The sequence below is a fragment of the Pseudomonas saponiphila genome (assembly GCF_900105185.1).
Lineage (GTDB): Bacteria > Pseudomonadota > Gammaproteobacteria > Pseudomonadales > Pseudomonadaceae > Aquipseudomonas > Aquipseudomonas saponiphila.
Genome location: NZ_FNTJ01000002.1, coordinates 258,284 through 279,791, shown reverse-complemented (window position 1 = coordinate 279,791; position 21,508 = coordinate 258,284). Strand labels below are relative to the sequence as shown.

Genomic DNA, 21,508 nt, shown 5'->3' with positions numbered 1-21,508 from the left:
CGGAGTCGACCATGTCTCAGCCACCCATCAAGTTCTACAACTTTCCCCGTTCCGGGCATGCCCATCGGGTCGAACTGATGCTGTCCCTGTTGGACCTGCCCAGCGAAACCATCTTTGTCGACCTGGCCAAGGGCGCCCATAAGCAGGCCGACTTCCTCGCCCTCAACGTCTTTGGCCAGGTGCCGGTGATCGATGACCAGGGCGTGGTGCTGGCCGATTCCAACGCCATCCTGGTGTATCTGGCCCAGCGTTATGGCCAGGGCCGCTGGTTGCCCAGCGATCCCGTGGGCGCGGCCCAGGTGCAGCGCTGGCTGTCGGTGGCGGCGGGGCCGATTGCCTTTGGACCGGCGGCGGCGCGGCTGATCACGGTGTTTGGCGCCTCGTTCAATGCCGAGGAAGTCATCGCCCGGGCCCATGCCCTGCTCAAGATCATGGACCAGGAGCTGGCGAGCCGGCCCTTCCTGGTAGGGCAGGAGGCAACCATTGCCGATGTCGCGGGCTACAGCTACATCGCCCACGCCCCTGAAGGCAACGTGTCACTGGAGCCCTACCCCCATGTACGGGCCTGGCTGGCGCGGATCGAGGCGCTGCCCGGTTTTGTGCCGATGCCGTCCACTGCGGCGGGTTTGAAAAGCGCCTGACGGCGGAACCGGTGGAGGCTTGCCCATGAACACCCAATCTCCCTGGCATGCCGGCGAACGGCAGCTTCAGACCCTGACCGGGGTGGCCGAGCGCATGCAAGCCTTCGGCGCCAAGGTCATCCGCACGGCGATGCCCGACCAGCACCGGCAGTTCTACCAGCAACTGCCGTTGATCCTGGTGGGAGCGGTGGATGACCAGGGGGATCCCTGGGCGAGCGTGCTGGAAGGCCCGCCCGGTTTTGCCCAGGCGCCCCAGGCCACTCTGTTGCGCCTGGACAGCCTGCCCGCCGCCGACGATCCGCTGGTCTTGCACGAGGGGGCGGCGGTGGGCTTGCTGGGGATCGAGCTGCATACCCGGCGGCGCAACCGCCTCAATGGCCGGATCGGCACCCTGGACCGTGACGGTTTCAGCGTCAACGTGGAGCAATCCTTTGGCAATTGCCCGCAGTACATCCAGCTGCGCGAGCTGCAGCAGGGGGCCCTGAGCGACCCCGCCAGTCGCCCGGCCCAGCGTCGCCAGGAGCTGGACCCGGCGGCCCGGGCGCTGATCGCTGCTGCCGACACCTTCTTCGTGGCCAGCTACGTCGACCTTGATGGCCAGCGCTCGGTGGATGTATCGCACCGCGGCGGGCAGGCGGGGTTTGTCCGGGTCGAGGGCAACTGCCTGACCATTCCCGACTTTGCCGGCAACCTGCACTTCAACACCCTGGGCAACCTGCTGCTCAATCCGCGGGCGGGCTTGTTGTTCATCGATTTTCGCAGTGGCGAGCTGCTGCAGCTCAGCGGGCGCACCGAGCTCATTCTCGACGGGCCGCTGATCGCCGCTTTTCAGGGCGCGGAACGGGTATGGCGCTTTTATCCGGAACAGATGGTCCGTCGACCGGGCGCCCTGTCCCTGCGCGGGGAGCTGCAGGGCTTTTCCCCCAACAGCCTGCTGACCGGCAACTGGCCCCAGGCCGAGGCCCGTCTGCGGGCGGCGGCCCTGGGTCAGCAATGGCGGCCCTTGCGGGTGACGCGCATCGAGGACGAGAGCCGCAGCATTCGTTCGTTCTACCTGGAGCCGGCCGACTCTGCCGCAGCGCCGGGCTTCCTGGCGGGCCAGCACCTGCCGTTGCGGTTGACGATCGACGGCCAGCCGCTGATCCGGACCTACAGCCTGTCCAGTGCGCCTTCCGATGCTTTCCTGCGGATCAGCGTCAAGCGCGAAGGGCGCTTCTCCAGCCATATGCACCGGCAACTTGAGGTGGGCGACCTGCTGGAGGCGCGCTCGCCCCAGGGCCGCTTCAGCGCCGATCCTTTGGCAACGCGGCCGTTGGTGCTGCTGGCGGCCGGAGTGGGGATCACCCCTTTGCTATCGATGCTGCGGGAGGTGGTGTATCAGGGCCTGCGCACCCGTAGCAGGCGTCCCTGCTGGCTGATCCAGAGCTCGCGCAGTCTCGCCGAGCAACCCTTTGCCGCCGAGCTGCAAGCCCTGCAGGCGCAGGCCGGGGAATCGTTGCGGGTGCGGCGTCTGCTCAGCCAGCCGGAAGCGCAGGCGCGGCCGGGCGTCGACTTTGATCAGGCTGGCCGCATGGACGTTCAACAGCTACTGGCAGAGCCGGATCTGGACTTCGACAGCGCCGACTTCGTGCTCTGCGGCCCCGGCGCCTTCACTCAGGATCTGTACGACCGCCTGCGGGACCTGGACATCAACGATGAACAGATCCACGCCGAAACCTTCGGCCCCTCGACCCTGCGTCGCCGGCCCGATCCCCTGGCGCCAGCGTTCGAGCAGCCGCCGGCGGCCACCACGACGGTGCTGGTGCGTTTCCAGCAGGCGGCCAGGGAACTGAGCTGGCAGCCCGCCAGCGGCAGCCTGCTGCAACTGGCGGAAAGCGCCGGCCTGCACCCGGAGTTCAGTTGCCGGGGCGGCTCCTGTGGCACCTGCCAGACCCGGCTGGTCAGCGGCCAGGTCAGTTATCCACAGGTGCCACCGCAGCTCCCCGAGCCCGGCCAGGTGCTGATTTGCTGCGCCGTTCCGGCGGCTGTGGATAAAGACGCCGCGCCTTTGATCCTCGACCTGTAGCAGGGCAAAAAAACTCCTCGCCAGCGATTGCCGCCGGCCCCGGCCCTGCGTAGGCTGGCGCGATCTCAAGGCCGGGCATTGGCCTCGCAGCCGGCCCTCCAGGGTCTTTTTCGCGTTAAAGGGAATCAACGATTCATGCGCCCCCGGGCCGTTCTCCGTTTCTCTGCCCTGTTGCTCAGCGCCCTGCTGCTCAGCGCCTGCGGCAATGACCAGCAGCCGGCGCTGGACCAGCAACTCTATATCTGGCAACGCCAGTGGACCGCGGCCCACGTCGACGCCCTGGCAGGCTCGCGGGCCGACTTTTCCACAGTCCGGGTCCTGGCCCTGCAAGCTTTTCCACAGGCTGGCTGGAGCCGTGCGCGGATCGACGCCGCCTTGCTCAAGCAGGACGCCCGGCCGTTGATCGCGGTGGTGCGCCTCGACGGTCAACTGCCGTCCCTGGATCAGGACGAGATCATCCGTCAGGTCCGGCAATTGCTGGCGGATTGGCAGGAGCAGGGCCTGACCCTGGCCGGGGTCGAGATCGACCACGATGCCGGCAGCGCGCGCTTGCCCGCCTATGCCAGGCTGCTGGAGCGCTTGCGAGCGGCGCTGCCCAGTCACCTGGCCCTGAGCATCACCGCCTTGCCGGCCTGGCTCGACAGTCGCGAGTTGCCGGGCCTGCTGGCCAGGGTCGACAGCAGCGTGCTCCAGGTGCACGCGGTGAGCGATCCACGGCGCGGCCTGTTCGATCCACGGCAAGCCGAGCAGTGGGCCCGGCGGTGGGCGCGGATCAGTGCCAAGCCCTTCTATCTGGCCTTGCCCGCCTACGGTGTCGCCTTGCTCCCCGGGGCCGAAGGCGCGCCGCTGGTGGAAAGCGAGGCGCCGCTACGGCGGGCTGGAGAGCGTCGGGAACTGATGGCCGATCCCGAGCAACTGAGCCAGCTGGGCCGCGCCCTGCGGGCTGATCCGCCGCCCCATCTGGCCGGTCTGATCTGGTTTCGCCTGCCGCTCAAGGGCGATGTGCGGGCCTGGAGCCTGGAGACTCTGAAGGCGGTGGCCCGGGGTGATGCCCTGAGCGCTGAACTGGGCATCCGCCTGGAGGAACAGGACGGCCTGTTCGATATTCGTCTGGATAATTCGGGCAACCTCGATCGGCCCTTGCCTGAACAACTGACCCTGGCCGTTGCCCAATGCGACGGATTCGACGGGCTGGGCGGTTATTCCGCCGAGCTGCGCGACGGCCAACTGCTGTTGACCCGGCAACGCAGCGGCCGTCTGGCCGCAGGCGCCAGCCGCGCCGTGGGCTGGGCCCGCTGTACAAAAATTGACCAAGGAGCTGCGCATGTTCGTCCCTAGATCCCGTCACCTGCTGTGCCTGAGCCTGTGCCTGCCCCTGGCTCCGGCCATGGCCTGCGGGCCGACTTTCCCCATGCGCCTGCTGGACGATCGCCCACAGACGCTGGCGCAGCTGCCCGAAGGCAGTTTCAAGTTCGAGATCAGCCGTCTGGGTCAGCCCATCGTCGGGCTGATGCCGGTCGCCAACAACGGCTTCAGTGTCGATTACAGCCTGCCTGAGAGCTACTCGGTGCAAGAGCGCAACTGGGCCGAACTACAAGGGCTGGATCAGGCCCAGCAAACCCTGGTCGGCCAGTTGCGCAAGCTCAATGACGCACGCGAGGCGGAGCAGCAAGGGGCCGGCCTGCCGCCGGAGATCAAGCTCTACACCGCGGGCGCCGTGGCCTTCAGCGCCGGCGATCATGAGTTGGCGGCGGAGTATTTCCGCAAGGTGCTGGCGCTGCCCGCCGAGCAGCGCGCCCTGCGCAGTACCTGGGCCGCCTATTCCCTGGGGCGGGCCCTGTCCTTTATCAGCGAGCAAGCCAACGAACTGGACGATCAGGGCCGGCGTGACATGCGGCAGTCGGCGCGCCAGGCGTTCGCCCAGACCCGGCAGCTGAGCATCGACGCCTTCAGCGACCCCCTGAGCCTGGGCGTTGCAAGCCTGGGGGAGGAGGCGCGGATCCTCAAGGATCAGAACGACTGGAGCCAGGCCATCGATCTGTATGCCGTGCAGAACCAGCTGGGTTCAGAGGTCGGCTACAGCTCCCTGAAACAGGTGGTGGGCGAGCTGAGCGGCCTGCCGGACGCGCAATTGCTGGAACAGCTCAAGCAGCCTTCCGTAGCCCGCTTGCTCACCGCCTCGTTGATCTCGCATCAGGGCTGGTCCTTCGGTGAGCGGCCGGAGTCGGAGGTAAAACTGATCAAGCTGCTGAGCCAGGGCACCGCCGGCAGCTTCGACAATGCCGACCGGCTGGCGGCGCTGAATTATCAGAATGGCGATTTCGCCACCACCCGGCAGTTGCTGGAGCATGCCGGCGACGGCGGCCTGGCCTGGTGGCTGCGGGCCAAGATGGCCCTGCGTGATGGCGACAAGGTGGCTGCCGCCGCGGCTTACGCCAAGGCGTCGGCCGCCTTCCCCCGAGACGAGAGCTGGGGCTTTCGCGGCGATTACGACGGCAATTACGAAGACCTCAAGCCGGGCTGCCGGGTAGAAGGCGAAAGCGCCTTGCTGGCCCTGGATCGCGGTGACTACCTGCAAGCCTTCGAGCTGCTCTACCGCAGTGGCGACATCTACTGGCACGACGCGGCCACCGTAGCCGAGCGGGTGCTGACCCTGGATGAACTCAAGCAGTTCATCGACACCCAGGTGCCGGCGCCAGCGCCGACTCCCAAGCAGCCGGATGCCTATTACGAAAGCCTGCCGATCGCCGCCCAGATTCGCGAACTGCTGGGCCGACGCCTGTTGCGTGAAGGGCGTTACGAAGAAGGCTGGGGCTATTTCGACAGCCCGGAACGCCAGGCCATCGCCAAGGCCTACGGCGAGAACCGACGCCGTGCCGAGTCGGCCTGGCTGCCTACGCGCCGGGCCGAGGCCTATTACCAGGCCGGCAAGCTGGCCCGGGCGTCGGGGATGGAGATCCTGGGTTACGAAATGGGCCCGGACTATCACAGCCTCTGGGGCAGCTACAGCCTGGAGATCCCGCCGGTGCAGGCCGGGCCCTTCATCAGTGCCGACGAAGTGCAGCGTCAGCAAGCCACCACCGCCGAGCCCGATGTGCGCTACCACTACCGCTACGTGGCCGGGGAACTGGGCAACCGGGCGGCGGATTTCCTGCCCCATACCAGCCAGGCCTATGCCGCGGTGCTGTGCAAGGCGGCGCGCTGGACCCGGGGCAGCGATGCCGAGATCGAGTACTACCGGCGCTACGTGGAAAACGGGCCCTTCGTGGAATGGGCCGGCAACTTCGGCATGAACTGCCAGGAGCCGGACTTCGGCAGCGCCAACAAGCGTTACCTGACCCAGTGGCTGGACGGCTCCCGTTCAGCCCTGATGCAGCACAAGCTGGCAGCGGCCGGTGGCGCTGGCGTGCTGCTGGCTGGCGCCTATCTGCTGTGGCGCCGGCGCCGAACGGCCTGATGAACCGGGGGCTTGCAGTGACGTCTGTTCGCCACTGAGGTGGGGCGGGGCTCAGGCCTGCTGGACAAAGGTCAGGCGCAGGGCGAAACCGATCAGCAGGCTGCCGAACAGCCATTGCTGCAAGCGTTGCGCCGAAGGGCTGCGTTGCATCCAGCGACCCAGCCCGGCCCCGGCCAGGGCGTAGCAGGCGTCGAACAAAGCGCCCACTGCCACCAGTAGCACCCCCAGGGTGACGAACTGCGGGACCACCGCCCCAGCCTGGGGATCGATGAACTGCGGCAACAGCACCGAGCAGAACAACAGCGCCTTGGGGTTCAGCAGGTTGGTCAGCAGGCCGCGTTGGATCGCCTGGCGCCAGCGCAGGGGCGTGGCCGCCGCGCCGGCGCTATCGAGGTTGGGCAGCAGGTTGGCGCGCAGGCACTGGATGCCGATCCACAGCAGGTAGGCGGCGCCCGCCAGGCGCACCACATCGAAGGTCCAGGGCGCGGCCTTGAACAGCGCCGCCAGGCCCAGGGCGGCCAGGGCCACGTGGCAGCCGCGGGAGATCGCCAGCCCCAGGGCAGTGGCCAGCGCCTGGGCCTTGCCCTGGCGGGCGCCGGTCTGCAGCAGCAGGATCATGTCGGGGCCGGGCAGCAGGTAGACCACCGCCAGAGCCAGGAAATACATCCACAGTTGCGCCACCTTGCACCCCCCTTCGTTGTCGAATCGGTGCGCCCAGTTTAGGGCCAGAGGGGTGAGCAGGTGCTTGCGTAATCAGCCAGCAATGCGGCAAAAATTGGCATAATATTCCAGCTTTCACCGCCATGGCCATCTGGATATGCCAAACATGAAACTCGATGCCTACGACCGCAAGATTCTCGCCGCGCTGCAGCGCGATGGCCGCCTGAGCAATGTGCAACTGGCCGAGGAGATCGGCCTGTCACCGTCGCCCTGCCTGCGCCGGGTACGCATGCTGGAAGAGGCCGGGGTGATCCGCGGTTACCAGGCGACCCTGGACCGCGACGAAGTGGGGCTGGGGCTGACGGTGTTCGTCGGGGTCAAGGTGGAACGGCACAACGACGCCGAGGCCGAAGCCTTCCGCCAGGCGGTGTTGCAGTTGCCGGAAGTGATCTCGGCGTTCCTGGTATCCGGCGAATCGGATTTCCTGCTGCAGGTGGTGGTCCCGGACCTGCGGGGCTACGACCGCTTCCTGACCGGCCATTTGCTGAAGATCCCCGGGGTCAGCGACATCCGCAGCAACTTCGCCATTCATACGGTGAAAACCCCAGGGCCCTTGCCCCTGGGGCATCTACCGAGCTGAAGGGCTCAGGTCCACCAGTAGCGCACCAGGTGGAAGAATATCGGCGCGGCGAAGCACACCGAATCCAGGCGATCGAGCATGCCGCCGTGGCCTTCGATCATGTGCCCCCAGTCCTTGACCCCGCGGTCGCGCTTGATCGCCGACATGACGATGCCGCCGGCAAAGCCCAGCAGGTTGATCAGCAGGGCGATGAGGAACGACTGCCAGACATTGAACGGGGTGATCCAGAACAGCGCGCCGCCGATCAAGGATGCCAGCAAGATACCGCCGACGAAGCCTTCGACGGTCTTGGACGGTGACAGGTTGGGAGCGATCTTGCGCTTGCCGAACAGTTTTCCACAGACGTACTGCAGCACATCCGAGAGCTGCACCACGATCACCAGATAGGCGATCAGCAGCAGGTTGCGGCCTTCGTAGCCGGCGATGTCCAGGGTCAGCAGGGCCGGCACGAAGGACACGCAGAACACCGCGATCATCAGGCCCCACTGGACCTTGGAGGCGCGTTCCAGGAAGTGCGTGCTGTCGCCGCCCAGGGACGCCAGGATCGGCAGCAGCAGGAACACGTAGACCGGGATGAAGATCGAGAACAATCCGTACCAGTCGGAGTAGATCAGCAGGTACTGCAGGGGCAGGGCCAGGTAGAAGGCCGCCACCAGGGCCGGATAGTCGCTGCGCCGGGTCGGGGTCAGGGTGAGGAACTCGCGCAGGGCGTAGAACGACACCGCATAGAACAGCAGGATCACCGCCGCGGTGCCGAGCCAGAAGGCGACGCCGATCACCAGCACCATCACCCACCAGGCGTTGATCCGCGCATTGAGGTTGTCGATCACCGGGTTGGGCGTGCCACGGGTGCGCCACTGCAGGATGAAACCGATCAGCGAGGCCAGCACCAGAATGGCGCCGATGCCGCCGAACAACATCAGGGTCTGCTTATCCATCTCAGCTGTGCTCCGGAGCCAGGGCCAGCAGCGCGGCGCGGCTGCGTTCGAGGAAGTGTTCCTTGCTTTCGTCTTCTTCCAGGGCCAGCGGTGCACCGAAGCTGGTGGTGCACAGCAGGGGCAGGGGCAGGAAGCGGCCCTTGGGCATGACCCGGTTGAGGTTGGCGATCCACACCGGAATCACCTCCACCTGTGGATAACGTTTGGCCAGGTGGTAGATCCCGCTCTTGAACGGCAGCAGGCCGTCTTCCGGGTTGCGCGTGCCTTCCGGAAAGATGATCAGCGAGTCGCCCTGGTCCAGGGCATCGAGCATCGGCTGCAGCGGATTGTTATCCACAGCCTCCTTGCGCTCGCGGTCGATCAGCACTCCGTTGAATACCTGGTTGATGATGTAGCGGCGCAGGGCGCTTTTCTGCCAGTAGTCGGCACCGGCCACGGGCCGGGTCAGCTTGCGCAGGGCCGGCGGCAGCGAAGCCCAGAGCAGCACGAAGTCGCCGTGGCTGCTGTGGTTGGCGAAGTAGATCCGCTGCACCGGTTGCGGCGCGGAGCCCAGCCACAGGCTGCGGGCCCCGGTGATGCTGCGGGCGGCGGAGGTGATGAGATTGGCAACCAGGGGTTCGAACATGGGCATTCCTTATCCGGCGAAGGTCAGCCAGGGGCTGGCCAGGATCAAGCTCAACAGCGTCAACACCTGGGCCGCCAGCAGCAACGCCTGGCGGCGTAGCAGGCCAAGGGCTCCGCGGCTGCGTTGGTCCCAGGGCCGGCCGCCTTTTTCCGCGGGCTGCAGGCCGAGGGCGCCCAGGGCCTGATCCAGGGCCTGGGTGCTGTGTTCGAGGGACGTGGGGCTATCGGCCACGCGCTGAAACAGGTCGGCGTCGAAGGCCACCCGCAGCGCCAGGTACTTTTCCACCAGCCCCAGCAGTACCAGGGCCAGGCTGACGATCAACCCACCCAGAGTGACGCTGGCCAGCAGGTACTGAGCCAGGCCATACAGGGCACCGAGCAGGGTCAGGCCTGTGGATAACTGATCCAGGGCCCGGCCCCGGCGCAGCAGGCTGGCGACGCTGTACAACTGCATCTCACTGGACATGGGCCGGACTCTTGGCGTGGACCAGGGTCTGCAGCGCCTGCCGGTGGGCCGCTTGCAGGACGATCTGCGGGCGTGCCCGCTGGATCTGCACCACGGCTGCGTCCACCGTGGCGGCGCGCCCGCTGTGCAGCAGCCAGGCGGCAATCGCCGTGGCGCTGCGCGAATAACCCAGAGCGCAGCACACCAGCAGCGGGCCTTGCTGACGCAGGCGTTCAATGGCTTGCGCCGCGGCCAGGCACTGCTCCGGGCTCGGTGCGCACAGATCGAGCAGCGGCAGGCTCTGGTAGGCCTGCAAGCCACGGCTGTCCAGGGACAGTTCGGCGCACAGGTCGAGCACCGCGACAAACGGGCTGTCCTGCAACTGCGCCGGAGTCGGCAGACGGCCCAGCCAGACGTTATCCACAACCTGATCCGGCTGTGGATGGTTTTTTGTCCACAGCCGCGAGTTGATCCAGGCCGCTGCCAGATAGGGTGCCAGCAGCCAGCGGGCGGCCGGGCTCAGGCGGCCGTCCTCGCGTTTCTGAAACCCTGCGACGCCGAGCAGGGCGTAGTTCAGGGCCACCAGCAGCAGGGCCACGGCGGGCCAGATCAACCACAGCCCGGTGCCGCCCCAAGTGAAGGCGGCCACCGCCATTAGCGCCGCACCCAGGCCGTAGCGCCAGGCCAGCTGGCGCCGCCGCGGGTCGCGCGTCGGTTGTCCGCTGAACAGCGGGCTGGGGCGATCCAGCGGCCACAGCCAGACGCACAGCCAGCCGGCCAGGGCGCCAGTGGGCACATCGACAAAGTGGTGTTGATAAGTGGTCAGCACCGACACCCCGATCAAGCCGAACCAGCCATGCACCAGCCAGCGCCAGAAGCCCTGGCTATGCCGGGCGTAGCAGACCCACAGCACCACCAGCAGGGCGATGTGCAGCGACGGCGCCTGGTTGAAGGGCTTGTCGAAGCCGGCCAGCACCTCGAACAGCCAGCCGAACACCCCGTCCAGCTCCGGCCGGGCAAAGGTGAAGCGCAGCGGCCAGAGCAGAAAGCAACTGACCGCGATCACCTGGGCGCTCAGCAGGCGCAGGGCGTGGCGCTTGAGCTCATCCCGGCTGCGTGGCAGCAGCAGGGAGAAGCCGTAGAGCAGGTCGATGGACCAGTAGGGGACGATGGTCCAGGCCCAGAACGGCATGTGCCGCTCCCAGTCGAAGACCAGGCTGGCGACGTCGTCGCGCTGGGCGCTGACCCAGGTGGCGAAACCGTAGGTGCTGAAGAACAGCGGCGCCAGGAGCAGCAGCCAGAGCACCGCCGGTTTCAGCAGGCCCGGCTCCCGCGCCGGCAAGACGCCTGCGGCCATCATTGCACCCGTTGCGCCAGGGACACGCTGAAGATCCCCCATTCATCCACGCGCATGGTGATCTTGCGAAAGCCTGCCGCCTCCACCAATTGATCCATTTCCGCCTGGGTACGGCGGCGCATGACCCAGGCCTGGCCTTCGCGGTGGCTGGTCAGGGCGCGGGCGATCAGTTCCAGCTGCGGGTGCCACGGCTGGCCGGTGTACACCAGGTAGCCGCCGGGTTCCACGGCGCTGGCCAGGCCGGCCAGGGAGCCGCCGACCATCTGGTTGTCGGCGAACAACTCGTACAACCCGGACACCACCGCCAGGGTCGGCTTGGGATCGAGGGCCGCCAGGTCCTCGCGGTCGAAGGCGTTGCCCTTGACGAAGCGCGCGATCTCGCCCAGGCCCTTTTCCTGGATCAATGCGCTGCCGTCGCGCACGTTGATGTCGCTGTAGTCGCGCAGCAGGATCGATTCCGGCAGCGGGCTGACCCCTTGCAGGGCTTCGAGGATGTAGCGGCCGTGGCCGGCGGCGATGTCGACGATGCGCACTTCGCTGTTCTGCTCACGGAGTTTTTCCATGGCCAGGCGCAGCAGCTCCTCCACGTGCAGCTTGCGTTGGCGGATGCCGCGCCAGCCGATGGAGTTCAGGTAGTTCTGGTCGATCAGCCGGCCCAGGGCGGAATGCCCGGTGGGCTGGTTGCGGTAGACGTAGTCCAGGGTGCTGCCGGAGTCGAAGCCGGTGTCGAAGCCCAGCTTGACCCCCGCCGACAGCTGGCTGCCCAGGCGCATGCTGGCGCGGGTGGCGCGCCAGTACAGGTCGCGCAGGGAGTTGTGCGGCAGCGGCGCGGCCAGGGCTTCGGACTCGGCGCAGGTGACGCCCAGGCGGTCGGCGTCCAGCAGGGCAGGGCGGTTCAGCGGGCGGGCGAAGTTCTGCAGGATGAAGCGGCGGATGCTGGCCATGGCCGGGGCGCGGTTCTTTTCCCCCAGGGTGTCGTGGAAGAAGCCGGGAAGGATGTGCTTTTCCTTGTGCAGGCTGCCCAGCCGCTCGAAGAACTGCTCCTGGGGCTTGCGGTGCACCACGAAGTCGGCACCGGAAATCAGCAGCTGGGTCGGCACCTGGATCGCCTGGGCGTCGGCCACCACCCGGTCCGCGGCTTCATACAGGCCCAGCAGCACGTTGACCGAGATCGCCTTGGTGATCAGCGGGTCGGCGTCGTAGCTGCGCACCCGTTCCGGGTCGTGGCTCAGGAAGCGCGCCTTGACGTAGCTGTTGACGAAGAAGTTGCCGCGAAAACGCCGCATCAACGCCAGGCCAGGACGGGCGAAGGGCACGTACAGCTTGACCTTGAACGCCGGCGAGGCCAGCACCAGGGAACGGATGCGCGGCGCGTAGTCGTGGACCCAGGTGGACACGATCACCGCGCCGACGCTCTGGGCCACCACGGCGATGTTTTCTTCGTCGATGCCGTGGGCGCTGCCCAGGTGGTCGCAGAAGGTCTGCACGTCGCGCACGCTGGTGGCGAAGCTCGGGCTGTCGCCCCGGGCACCCGGGGATTGGCCGTGGCCACGGGCGTCCCAGGCGAAGAAGTCGACCTGCGGCAGGTTCAGTTCGTCCACCAGATGGGCGATGCGCCCGGAGTGTTCGTGGCCGCGATGGAACAGCAGCACCGCTTGCCGCGGTTCGCCGGGGGCCACTTCGGTGGCCGGCCAGTGGCGGTAAAACAGTTCGACGCCGTCATGGGTCCGAAACGTCTGGTGTTGAGCGTCGCGCATTGCCATTTCCTTATGCAGAGGGAGCGTTGTGCTGAACTTCTTTGAGGCCCTGGCGGACCCGGTTGATCAGGGTGTAGACCAGCAAAGCGGCAACCAGTGCCAGCACGCCGTTGATCCACAGGGCGCCGAGCCAGCCCAGGGCGATGCCGGTGGCCAGCACGCCGAGGATGAAGGCCCGGTCGCTCTTGCCCATGGGGCCGTCGTAGCGGCGTGAGGCGCCGACCATCGGCCCGAGCACCCCGGCGTATTCGCTGAACAGTGCCAGCAGGGTCACGGCCAGCACCAGCAGCAGGCTGACCCCCGGGAGCAGGGCGAAGGGCAGGATCAGCGCGCTGTCGGCGACCACGTCGCACAGTTCGTTGAGGTAGGCGCCCAGGCGCGACTGCTGGCCGAACTCCCGAGCCAGCATGCCGTCGATGGCATTGAGCGCCATGCGCAGGATCATCCACAACGGAATCAGGGCGAACAGCCAGGCGTGGCTGGCGAACAGGGCAATGACGGTGCCGACCAGGAGTGAGATGACGGCGGCCAGGACGGTGATCTGGTTGGCGGTGGTGCCGTTGTCGTACAAGCGCTGCACCAACGGCCGCAGCAGGTTCTGAAAGCGCGGTTTGAGCTGGTAAATCGAGAGCATGATGGGACGGTTCCTTGTCGCACGCGGTGAGCAGGGCTGGATTATTGCCACAAATGCCAGGGGGCTGACATCAGAAGTTTCTGCACGAGCAAATGGCTGCCAGTTGTGTCTTCGACGCACGCCATGGATGAAAAGACATGACGTGCGACAAAAATTTCACTCGATGGGTTATACAGTAACGAATTGTTTCAACTTTATTCGGCTCGGGATTTATCCACAGGGCCGGGCCAGAGCGGCGGGGTGGTATGCAAGTCGATCTTCAGACACAGGGCGCCGAAGTGGCCGCCTTGCCACGGTTTCAGCGGGCGGCGGTTCATGCCGCGCGTTTGCAGCGTTGGGGCGCGGTCCTGCTCGGGCTGGCGGTGCTGGGTTTGGTGTCGGCGGTGTTTGTCGACCTGTTCGCCGCGCAGACGATCTGGCCGGCGCTGCTGGTCAACTTGTCCTGCGCCTTGCTGGTGGCGGTGGCGGGTTTGCAGTCGGCCTGTTGGCTCAGTCGCTGGCGGGAAGAGGCGATCAACCCTGCGCCGCTGGCGCTGCCCGAGGAGCCGCTGCGCACCGGCCTCTCGGCGACCCTGGCGCTGCGCTGGCGACGGCTGTTGCGGCAGATCGGCGCCCCGACCTTGTGGCTCGCCGGCTGGTCGCTGCTGATCCTGTATAGCCTGTCGCGGGTGTTCAACCTGAGTTTGCCCGCCACGGCCCTGGGCCTGAGTGCCAGTGTCGCCGCGGTGCTGGCGTTGCTGCTGGCCTTCGCCCTGCTGGTGCTGGAGCGCCAACTGGCCCAGGAGCCGGTCCTGGAATGGCCGGAGGCCGGCGCCCTGGCGCAACTGTTGCGGGTGTCGATCCTGTGTCTGCTGGTCAGTGCCCTGTGCCTGCTGTTCAGCAGCGACGCGGCGCTGTGGCCGGTGCGCCTGGCGGTGCTGATCGGGCTGCTGCCGGCTCTGGTGGCCGGGGAGTTGCTGCTGCGGGCGCTGTTGTCGCTGTTCAGTCCGCAGCGTGAACAGCTTGAACCGCGCTTGCTGGCCCACAGCGTGATCGCCGACATGCTGCGCTGGCCGCCGCAACCGCTGCTCAGCCTGCAGCACGAGTTGCACAACAGGTTCGGCATCGATCTGCGGCAGATCTGGGCGTTTACCTACATGCGCCGGGCGTTGTTGCCGGTGCTGGCGGTGGTGCTGGCGATTGCTTGGCTGTTGACCGGCGTTCATGAGCTTTCGCTGCAGAATCGCGGCATTTATGAGCGTTTTGGCAAGCCGCTACAAGTCTTCGGCCCAGGCCTGCATGTGGGCCTGCCCTGGCCGCTGGGCCGGGTCATCAGGGTGGAAAACGGCGTGGTCCACGAGCTGGCCACCAGCGTTGGCGACAGCCCGCAGCCAGTCCAGCTGGCCCCGGCCGAAGGCCCGGCACCGGCGATTGCCAACCGCCTGTGGGACGCCAGCCATGTGAATGACAAATCCCAGGTCATCGCCAGTGGCAGCGGCCAGCAACAGAGCTTTCAGATCGTCAACATGGACGTGCGCTTCGTCTACCGCATCGGCCTGGACGACAGGGCGGCGCTGGCCGCGACCTATAACAGCAGCGATGTGCCGACCTTGATCCGCAGCACCGCCAGCCGGGTGCTGGTGCACGACTTCGCGTCGCGTACCCTCGACGGCCTGCTGGGCGAAGACCGTACCGGGCTGGCGGACGACATCGGCAAGGCGGTGCAGGCCGATCTGAACAAGCTGGACAGCGGCGTGGAGATCCTCGCCACCGTGGTCGAGGCCATCCATCCACCGGCCGGTGCCGCCAATGCCTATCACGGCGTGCAAGCGGCGCAGATTGCGGCCCAGGCGCTGATCTCCCGGGAGCGCGGCGCCGCCGCCGAGCAGACCAATCAGGCGCAATTGCAGGCCAGTATGGCGAATGACCAGGCCCGGGCCGATGCTCGCGAGGTCCAGGCCACGGCCCAGGCCGCCGACCTGCGCTTTGGCGCCGATCGACAAGCCTATGCCAGCGCCGGGCAGGCCTTTGTTCTTGAGCAGTACCTGAGCCAACTGAGCCGGGGGCTGAGCCAGGCCCGGCTGCTGATTCTCGATCATCGTCTGGGGGGCGACAGCGCGCCGACCCTCGATCTGCGTACATTCACCCCGCCCGCCGACCCTGTGGCGCGGGGCAAAGCCGCTCAGCCAGGAGCCGTCCATTGAGCCAGTCTGCCCACTCTCACGATCACGCCGCTCATGACCATGGGCACGGCCATCATCACCATCACGGTCATCACCACCATCATCACGGCGCGCCAGCCGAGGCCGGGCCCTTCCCCTGGCGGCGCATGAGCTGGGCGCTGCTGCTGGTGCTGTTCGCCGTCGCCGCCGCGAGCCTGGTGCAGGTGCGCTCCGGCGAGGCCACGGTGATCACCCGTTTCGGCAACCCGGCGCGGGTGCTGCTGGATCCGGGCCTGAGCTGGCGCTGGCCGGCACCCTTCGAAGCGGCGATCCCGGTGGATCTGCGTCTGCGCACCACCTCCAGCGGTATGCAGGATGTGGGCACCCGCGACGGTTTGCGCATCATCGTCCAGGCCTATGTAGCGTGGCGAGTGCAGGGCGACCCGGACAACGTGCAGCGCTTCATGCGTGCCGTGCAGAACCAGCCCGATGAAGCGGCGCGGCAGATCCGCACCTTCGTCGGCTCCGCATTGGAAACCACCGCCAGCAGTTTCGATCTGGCCAATCTGGTGAACACCGATGCCGGCCAGGTGCGGATCGCTGACTTTGAAGCGCAATTACGCAAGCAGATCGATCAGCAACTGCTGGCTACATATGGTGTGCAGGTGGTGCAGGTGGGCATCGAGCGCCTGACCCTGCCGTCGGTGACCCTCACCGCCACCGTGGATCGCATGCGCGCCGAGCGGGAAACCATCGCCACCGAGCGCACCGCCATCGGCAAGCGCGAGGCGGCGCAGATCCGCTCTGCCGCCGAGCGCGATGCGCGGATTGTCCAGGCCGATGCCACGGTGCAAGCGGCGAATATCGAAGCCCAGTCGCGGGTGGAAGCGGCGCAGATTTATGGTCGCGCCTACGCCAGTTCGCCACAGCTGTACAACCTGCTGCGCTCCCTGGACACCCTGGGCACCGTGGTGACACCGGGCACCAAGCTGATTCTGCGTACCGATGCCGCACCGTTCCGGGTGCTGGTGGACGGTCCGCCGAGCCTGCCGAACAAAGCCTCCGGATCGCAGCCATGAGCAAGGTTCCACGTGGAACAAATGAACTGAGCAGCCCGTGGATTCAGGCCGGTCGTCTGGCGTTTATCGCGCTGTACGTGGTCACGGTGCTGGCGGCGGTGGCCTGGGCGATCTCCAATGTGCGGCAGATCGACCCGCAGGACCGGGCCCTGGTGATGCACTTTGGCGCGCTGCAGCGGGTGCAGAACGCCGGTTTGCTCCTGGCCTGGCCGCAGCCCTTCGAGCAGGTGGTGTTGTTGCCCGCCGCCGACCGGGTGCTGGAGCGGCGGGTCGAAGGCTTGCTGCGTTCCGAGGCTGCGCTGGAAGGGGACCGGGTGGCGAGTCTGGCCACGCCCTTGAACGACGCCCTGGCCGGTTCGGGGTATCTACTCACCGGCGATGCCGGGGTGGTGCAACTGGATGTGCGGGTCTTCTACAAGGTCAGTGACCCTTTTGCCTACGTGCTGCAGGGCGAACATGTGCTGCCGGCCCTGGATCGCCTGGTGACCCGCAGCGCCTTGGCCCTGACCGCCGCCCGTGATCTGGACACCATCCTGGTGGCGCGTCCGGAGTTGATGGGCCCTGACAATCAGGCCGCCGAACGCCGCGAACGGCTACGGGGCGATCTGTTGCAAAGCATCAACCAGCGGCTGGCGCAACTGAGCGCCAGCGGCCAGGGCATTGGCCTGGAGGTGACGCGAGTGGACGTGCAGTCGAGCCTGCCGCAACCGGCGGTAAGTGCTTTCAACGCGGTGCTGACCGCCAGCCAGCAGGCCGACAAGGCGGTGGCCAATGCCCGCACCGAGGCCGAGAAGCTAACCCAGAACGCCAACCAGCAAGCCGATCACAGCCTGCAGGTGGCCCATGCCCAGGCCAGCGAACGCCTGGCCCTGGCCCGGGCCCAGACCGCCACGGTGCAGAGCCTGGCCCAGGCACAACGCGATGGCACCGATCCGCAAATGCTCCTGCGCATCTACCGCGAGCGCCTGCCGAAGATTCTTGGGCAGGCCGGCTCGCTGACCACGGTCAACCCCAAAGACGATTCCCGCCTGATCATTCAGGGAGCCGAACAATGACAGCTTCAACCCAGGCGGCCCCCGCCAGCATGCTGACCAGCGCCGAGCAACGCAGCGCCGCGCGCCAACTGACCCTGGCCATGCTGGCCCTGGGGCTGTTGGGGCTGGGCCTGCTGTGGCGCTGGCAGGCCCCGGAGCAGGAGGGCGTGAGCCAGTTGCTGCTGGGTGTGGCGTCCTTGCTGGTGGCGGTGCCGGTGATGCGCTCGGCCTGGTTCAGCCTGCGTTATCCCAGCCTGCACGGCATTACCGATCAACTGATCGCCCTGGCCATGCTCGGCGCCTGGGCCACCGGCGATCTGCTGACCGCCGCCTTGCTGCCGATCATCATGATCTTCGGCCACGTGTTGGAGGAGCGCAGCGTGATCGGCTCCCAGGAAGCCATCGATGCCCTGGGCCGCCTGACCCGCAGTCTGGCGCGCAAGGTTCAGGCCGACGGCAGTGTGCTGGAAGTGGATAACGCCAGCCTCAAGGCCGGTGATCGGGTGGAAGTGCGCGCCGGCGACCGCGTGCCCGCCGACGGCCTGGTACTGTCCGGTCAGGCCAGCCTGGACACCGCGCCGATCACCGGCGAGTCGGTGCCCCTGGAGGCCACGGTGGGCATGCAGGTATATGGCGGGGCGATCAACCTGGATGGCTTGTTGCGTCTGCAAGTGACCCGCACGGGTGAAGAGTCGACCCTGGGCAAGGTCATCGGCCTGATGCAGAGCGCTGAACGGGCCAAGCCGCCGATCACCCGTTTGCTGGAACGCTATGCCGGCAGTTATCTGGTGTTGGTGCTGCTGTTGGCGGCGGTGACCTGGTTCATCACCCGCGATGCCCAGGCCATGCTCGCGGTGCTGGTGGCGGCTTGTCCTTGCGCCCTGGTGCTGTCGGCCCCGGCCACGGCGATTGCCGGGATCGCCGTGGCCGCGCGCCACGGCATCCTGATCCGCAGCTCGGCCTTTCTTGAAGAGCTGGCGGACCTGACTTCCCTGGTGGTGGACAAGACCGGCACCCTGACTTTCGGCACCTTGCGCCTGCAGGCCATCGACAGCCCCCGGGAAGACCAGCAGGGCATGCTCAATCTGGCCGCCAGCCTCGGCTCGGCCAGCAGCCACCCGGTCAGCCGGGCCCTGGCCGGGTTGGTGCCCCAGGAACAACAATGGCTGCTGAGCGACATCCATGAGCGCCAGGGCCTGGGCGTGGTGGCCCGTACCGGGGAGGGCGAAGCGGCCCTTGGCCGCCCGGAACTGTTCAGCCAGTTGGGCATCACTACCAGCCCGGTGCCGAAGCATGACGGACCGATTGCCGGGCTCGCGCTCAATGGCGAGTTCCTCGGCTGGCTGCTCCTGGCCGACAGCGTCAAGCCCGAGGCTCGGCACGCGCTGGAGGAGTTGCGCGAGCTGGGGCTGGGGCGGCAGTTGTTGCTCACCGGCGACCGGCAGAGCGTGGCGGACAGCCTGGCCCTGGAGGTGGGCATCAGCGATGTGCAGGCCCAGGCCCTGCCAGAAGACAAACTCAAGCGCGTGCTGGGGGAGATCGACACGGGCTTCCGGCCGATGGTGGTGGGGGACGGCATCAACGATTCCCTGGCGCTGAAAGCCGGGGTGGTGGGCGTGGCCATGGGCGCCGGTGGCGCGGACATCGCCCTGGCCTCGGCGGACGTGGTGCTGATCGGCAGCGACCTGCGGCGCCTGGGCACCTGCGTGCGCCTGAGTCGAGAATGCCGCCGCACCCTGCAGGTCAATGTGATCATCGGCCTGGGCTGGACCCTGGCCATCGTCGCCTTTGCTGCCTTTGGCTGGCTGGGGGCGGCGGGGGCCATGATCGCCGCGCTGTTGCACAACCTCAGCACCTTGCTGGTATTGGGCAATGCCGGTCGCTTGCTGCGGTTCCAGGAACCGCTGCTCAAGCTGTAGGAGCCGGCTTGCCGGCGAAATGCGACTGAGCGGATTTTTTTCATCCCGGCTGTAACGCCGGGATGCCTCCTCTCTCTAGTGCTATGACGGGATTGCACAAGCTGCCCGTCGACCCCTTGCGACTATTGAGGAATAAAAAATGAACATGAAGAAAACCGCTGCCGGTGCTGCCCTGGCCTTCGCCGCCGCCACTATGTTTGCCGGTGTCGTGACTCAAGCGTCTGCTGCCGATGCCCAGGTGCATTGCTACGGCGTCAACGCCTGCAAAGGCCAGAACGACTGCAAGACCAAGGACCACGCCTGCAAAGGCATGGGCGCCTGCAAAGGCCAGGGCTTCAAGGCCATGACCCAGTCGGCCTGCGAAAAAGCCGGCGGCAAAGTCGGCGAGTAAGCGGCGAATCCGTGCTGCCGCAGTGGGGGCTGACGACCACTGCGGCCACGTTGCGAGGAGTTCGCTATGTCTGACCTTTGTTCCTGCCTGGGCTATGGCCTGGGTTTGCGCAGCGCCTATTACCAACAGATTCTCGATGAAGCACCGGACGTCGACTGGTTCGAAGTGGTGTCCGAGAACTTCATGGTCGAGGGCGGCAAGGCCCTCTACTACCTGGACGCGATTGCCGAGCGTTACCCCATCGTGATGCATGGGGTGTCGCTGTCCATTGGTGGTCCCCATGCCCTGGACCTGGACTACCTCAAGCAACTCAAGCAACTGGCTCGACGGGTGGATCCTGCCTGGATTTCCGATCACCTGTGCTGGAGCCGGGGCAATGCTCATCAACTGCACGATCTGCTGCCCTTGCCCTACACCGAGGAAAGCCTGGAATACGTAGCGGGCCGGGTGCGGCAGGTGCAGGAGGTGCTGGAGCGGCCCCTGGTGCTGGAGAACGTCTCCAGTTATGTGCGCGCCGCGGCCGATCAATTCAGCGAATGGGAGTTTCTCGCGGCCCTGAGCCAGCTCAGCGGCTGCGAGCTGTTGCTGGATGTGAACAACGTCTATGTCAGTTCACGCAATCACGGTTTCGATCCCTGGCAGTTCATCCAGGGGCTGCCGGCGCAGCGGGTGCGACAACTGCATCTGGCCGGGCACCAGGACTACGGCGATTACGTGATCGACACCCACGACCATCCGGTGTGCGATCCGGTCTGGGCCCTGTATCAACGCACCCTTGAACACCTGGGACCGGTGGCGACCTTGCTGGAGCGAGACGATCATTTTCCACCCCTGCACGAGCTGCTGAGCGAACTGCACAAGGCCCGCGCACTAGGGCAACAGGCTCTGGCCGGGAGGCAGCAATGCGCCTGAATGACTGGCAACTGGCTTTTGAAACCTATCTGCTGGGTGAACAGGCCCAGGCGCGCGCGGCCCTGGAAGAGAGCCTGATCGGTGGCCCGACCCTGGATGTCGAGACCGGCCTGGCGATCTATCACAACGCCTACCTGGCCCGGCTGCAGGAGGTGATGGGCAGCGACTTCCCGGCCATCTGGCACTGGCTGGGGGATGTTGAATTCCAGGCATTGACGGGGGCCTATATTCGCCAGTGCCCGTCCCGGCATTTCAGCCTGCGCTGGCTGGGGCAGGGCTTTGCCGAGTTTATCCAGGGCCATCTGGTGCCGGAGCAGGGCGAGCCCCTGGCGGAGCTCGCGCGTCTGGAATGGGCCTTCACCCTGGCCTTCGACGCCGCCGAAGCCCAGGTGCTGACGGTGGCCGCCATGGCCGGGCTGGATGCCGAACAATGGCCGCAGCTGCAACTGCGCCTGGCGCCTTGCGTGCAGTGGCTCGACTGTCGCTACAACAGCCTGGCCCAGTGGCGTGCGGCCAAGGAGCATGTGGATTTCCCCGACAGTGCCTTACTCGATCAGCAACAGGTGTGCCTGGTCTGGCGAGCGGAGCGGGTCTGCCGGTATCGCAGCTTGTCGGCCGAAGAGGCCCCGGCGCTGTGGGGCATGATCGAGCAACAGTGGAATTTCGCGGAACTCTGCGCCGAGCTGGCCGTCACTTATGCCGAGGGGGCCCCGCTGCAGGCGGTTACCTGGCTGAAACAGTGGGTCGAAGAGGGCCTGGTGGTTCGCCGCGAATCCTGAAAAGAACCTGGAAATTCGATAGCCAGCTATTTTTT

At 66.6% G+C, this 21,508-nt stretch carries 19 protein-coding genes; 12 read left to right on the top strand and 7 right to left on the bottom strand.

Annotated elements, in window-relative coordinates:
* Positions 1-11 precede the first annotated feature (11 nt).
* From BLV47_RS23155 to BLV47_RS23140, 4 genes are all read left to right on the top strand, one after another.
* Positions 12-641: a glutathione S-transferase family protein gene (locus BLV47_RS23155; RefSeq protein WP_092317981.1), complete on the top strand. Its 630-nt coding sequence runs from the start codon at positions 12-14 to the stop codon at positions 639-641.
* A gap of 25 nt (positions 642-666) precedes the next feature.
* Entirely contained in the window at positions 667-2,706 is a 2,040-nt protein-coding gene (locus BLV47_RS23150; RefSeq protein WP_092317978.1) for an FAD-binding oxidoreductase, read from the top strand.
* A gap of 135 nt (positions 2,707-2,841) precedes the next feature.
* Positions 2,842-4,044 carry a DUF3142 domain-containing protein gene (locus tag BLV47_RS23145; RefSeq protein WP_092317975.1) on the top strand — a complete coding sequence of 401 codons (1,203 nt, stop codon included), beginning with the start codon at positions 2,842-2,844 and terminating at the stop codon, positions 4,042-4,044.
* Positions 4,031-6,163: a hypothetical protein gene (locus BLV47_RS23140; protein ID WP_092317971.1), complete on the top strand. Its 2,133-nt coding sequence runs from the start codon at positions 4,031-4,033 to the stop codon at positions 6,161-6,163. Before BLV47_RS23145 ends, BLV47_RS23140 begins: the two co-directional genes overlap by 14 nt.
* Before the next feature lie 51 nt (positions 6,164-6,214).
* Here the strand turns inward: BLV47_RS23140 and BLV47_RS23135 are convergent, their stop codons facing one another.
* Positions 6,215-6,829, bottom strand: a complete 615-nt coding sequence (locus tag BLV47_RS23135) for a LysE family translocator (RefSeq protein ID WP_371920283.1) — start codon at positions 6,827-6,829, stop codon at positions 6,215-6,217.
* Positions 6,830-6,989: 160 nt separating this feature from the next.
* On the opposite strand from BLV47_RS23135, the gene BLV47_RS23130 reads away from it, so the two are divergent.
* Entirely contained in the window at positions 6,990-7,463 is a 474-nt protein-coding gene (locus BLV47_RS23130) for an Lrp/AsnC family transcriptional regulator (RefSeq protein ID WP_092317965.1), read from the top strand.
* A gap of 5 nt (positions 7,464-7,468) precedes the next feature.
* Here the strand turns inward: BLV47_RS23130 and BLV47_RS23125 are convergent, their stop codons facing one another.
* Genes BLV47_RS23125 through BLV47_RS23100 form a run of 6 tightly spaced genes read right to left on the bottom strand, consistent with a single transcriptional unit; the run spans position 7,469 to position 13,218 of the window.
* Entirely contained in the window at positions 7,469-8,401 is a 933-nt protein-coding gene (locus BLV47_RS23125) for a phosphatidate cytidylyltransferase (RefSeq protein ID WP_092317962.1), read from the bottom strand.
* 1 nt (position 8,402) lies between these two features.
* Complete coding sequence (locus BLV47_RS23120; RefSeq protein WP_092317959.1) at positions 8,403-9,026, bottom strand: lysophospholipid acyltransferase family protein; 624 nt, start codon at positions 9,024-9,026, stop codon at positions 8,403-8,405.
* A gap of 9 nt (positions 9,027-9,035) precedes the next feature.
* Positions 9,036-9,491 carry a hypothetical protein gene (locus tag BLV47_RS23115; RefSeq protein WP_092317956.1) on the bottom strand — a complete coding sequence of 152 codons (456 nt, stop codon included), beginning with the start codon at positions 9,489-9,491 and terminating at the stop codon, positions 9,036-9,038.
* Complete coding sequence (locus BLV47_RS23110) at positions 9,481-10,827, bottom strand: phosphatase PAP2/dual specificity phosphatase family protein (RefSeq protein WP_092320559.1); 1,347 nt, start codon at positions 10,825-10,827, stop codon at positions 9,481-9,483. The genes BLV47_RS23115 and BLV47_RS23110 overlap by 11 nt, the downstream gene beginning before the upstream one ends.
* Positions 10,827-12,584 carry a bifunctional alpha/beta hydrolase/class I SAM-dependent methyltransferase gene (locus BLV47_RS23105; protein ID WP_092317953.1) on the bottom strand — a complete coding sequence of 586 codons (1,758 nt, stop codon included), beginning with the start codon at positions 12,582-12,584 and terminating at the stop codon, positions 10,827-10,829. Before BLV47_RS23105 ends, BLV47_RS23110 begins: the two co-directional genes overlap by 1 nt.
* A 10-nt stretch (positions 12,585-12,594) precedes the next feature.
* Positions 12,595-13,218, bottom strand: coding sequence for a CDP-alcohol phosphatidyltransferase family protein (locus BLV47_RS23100; protein ID WP_016966252.1), 624 nt, complete (start codon positions 13,216-13,218; stop codon positions 12,595-12,597).
* Between the two features lie 245 nt (positions 13,219-13,463).
* Between BLV47_RS23100 and hflK (BLV47_RS23095) the strand changes: the two genes are divergently transcribed.
* From hflK (BLV47_RS23095) to BLV47_RS23065, 7 genes are all read left to right on the top strand, one after another.
* Positions 13,464-15,401 carry a protease modulator HflK gene (gene hflK, locus BLV47_RS23095; RefSeq protein WP_092317950.1) on the top strand — a complete coding sequence of 646 codons (1,938 nt, stop codon included), beginning with the start codon at positions 13,464-13,466 and terminating at the stop codon, positions 15,399-15,401.
* Positions 15,398-16,438 (top strand): protease modulator HflC, encoded by a 1,041-nt coding sequence (hflC, locus tag BLV47_RS23090; protein ID WP_092317947.1) that lies wholly within the window; start codon positions 15,398-15,400, stop codon positions 16,436-16,438. The genes hflK (BLV47_RS23095) and hflC overlap by 4 nt, the downstream gene beginning before the upstream one ends.
* Positions 16,435-17,493, top strand: coding sequence for a protease modulator HflK (gene hflK / locus BLV47_RS23085; RefSeq protein ID WP_092317944.1), 1,059 nt, complete (start codon positions 16,435-16,437; stop codon positions 17,491-17,493). The genes hflC and hflK (BLV47_RS23085) overlap by 4 nt, the downstream gene beginning before the upstream one ends.
* Entirely contained in the window at positions 17,490-19,391 is a 1,902-nt protein-coding gene (locus BLV47_RS23080; RefSeq protein ID WP_092317941.1) for a heavy metal translocating P-type ATPase, read from the top strand. The genes hflK (BLV47_RS23085) and BLV47_RS23080 overlap by 4 nt, the downstream gene beginning before the upstream one ends.
* 139 nt (positions 19,392-19,530) lie before the next feature.
* A complete protein-coding gene (gene bufA2 / locus BLV47_RS23075) occupies positions 19,531-19,782 on the top strand; it encodes a BufA2 family periplasmic bufferin-type metallophore (RefSeq protein WP_025131574.1) in 252 nt (83 codons plus the stop codon).
* A 66-nt stretch (positions 19,783-19,848) separates the two neighbouring features.
* The gene (gene bufB / locus BLV47_RS23070) at positions 19,849-20,694 is read left to right on the top strand and encodes an MNIO family bufferin maturase (protein ID WP_092317938.1); all 846 of its coding nucleotides are present in this window, start codon (positions 19,849-19,851) and stop codon (positions 20,692-20,694) included.
* The gene (locus tag BLV47_RS23065) at positions 20,685-21,473 is read left to right on the top strand and encodes an HvfC/BufC N-terminal domain-containing protein (protein WP_092317935.1); all 789 of its coding nucleotides are present in this window, start codon (positions 20,685-20,687) and stop codon (positions 21,471-21,473) included. The genes bufB and BLV47_RS23065 overlap by 10 nt, the downstream gene beginning before the upstream one ends.
* Positions 21,474-21,508: the final 35 nt, after the last annotated feature.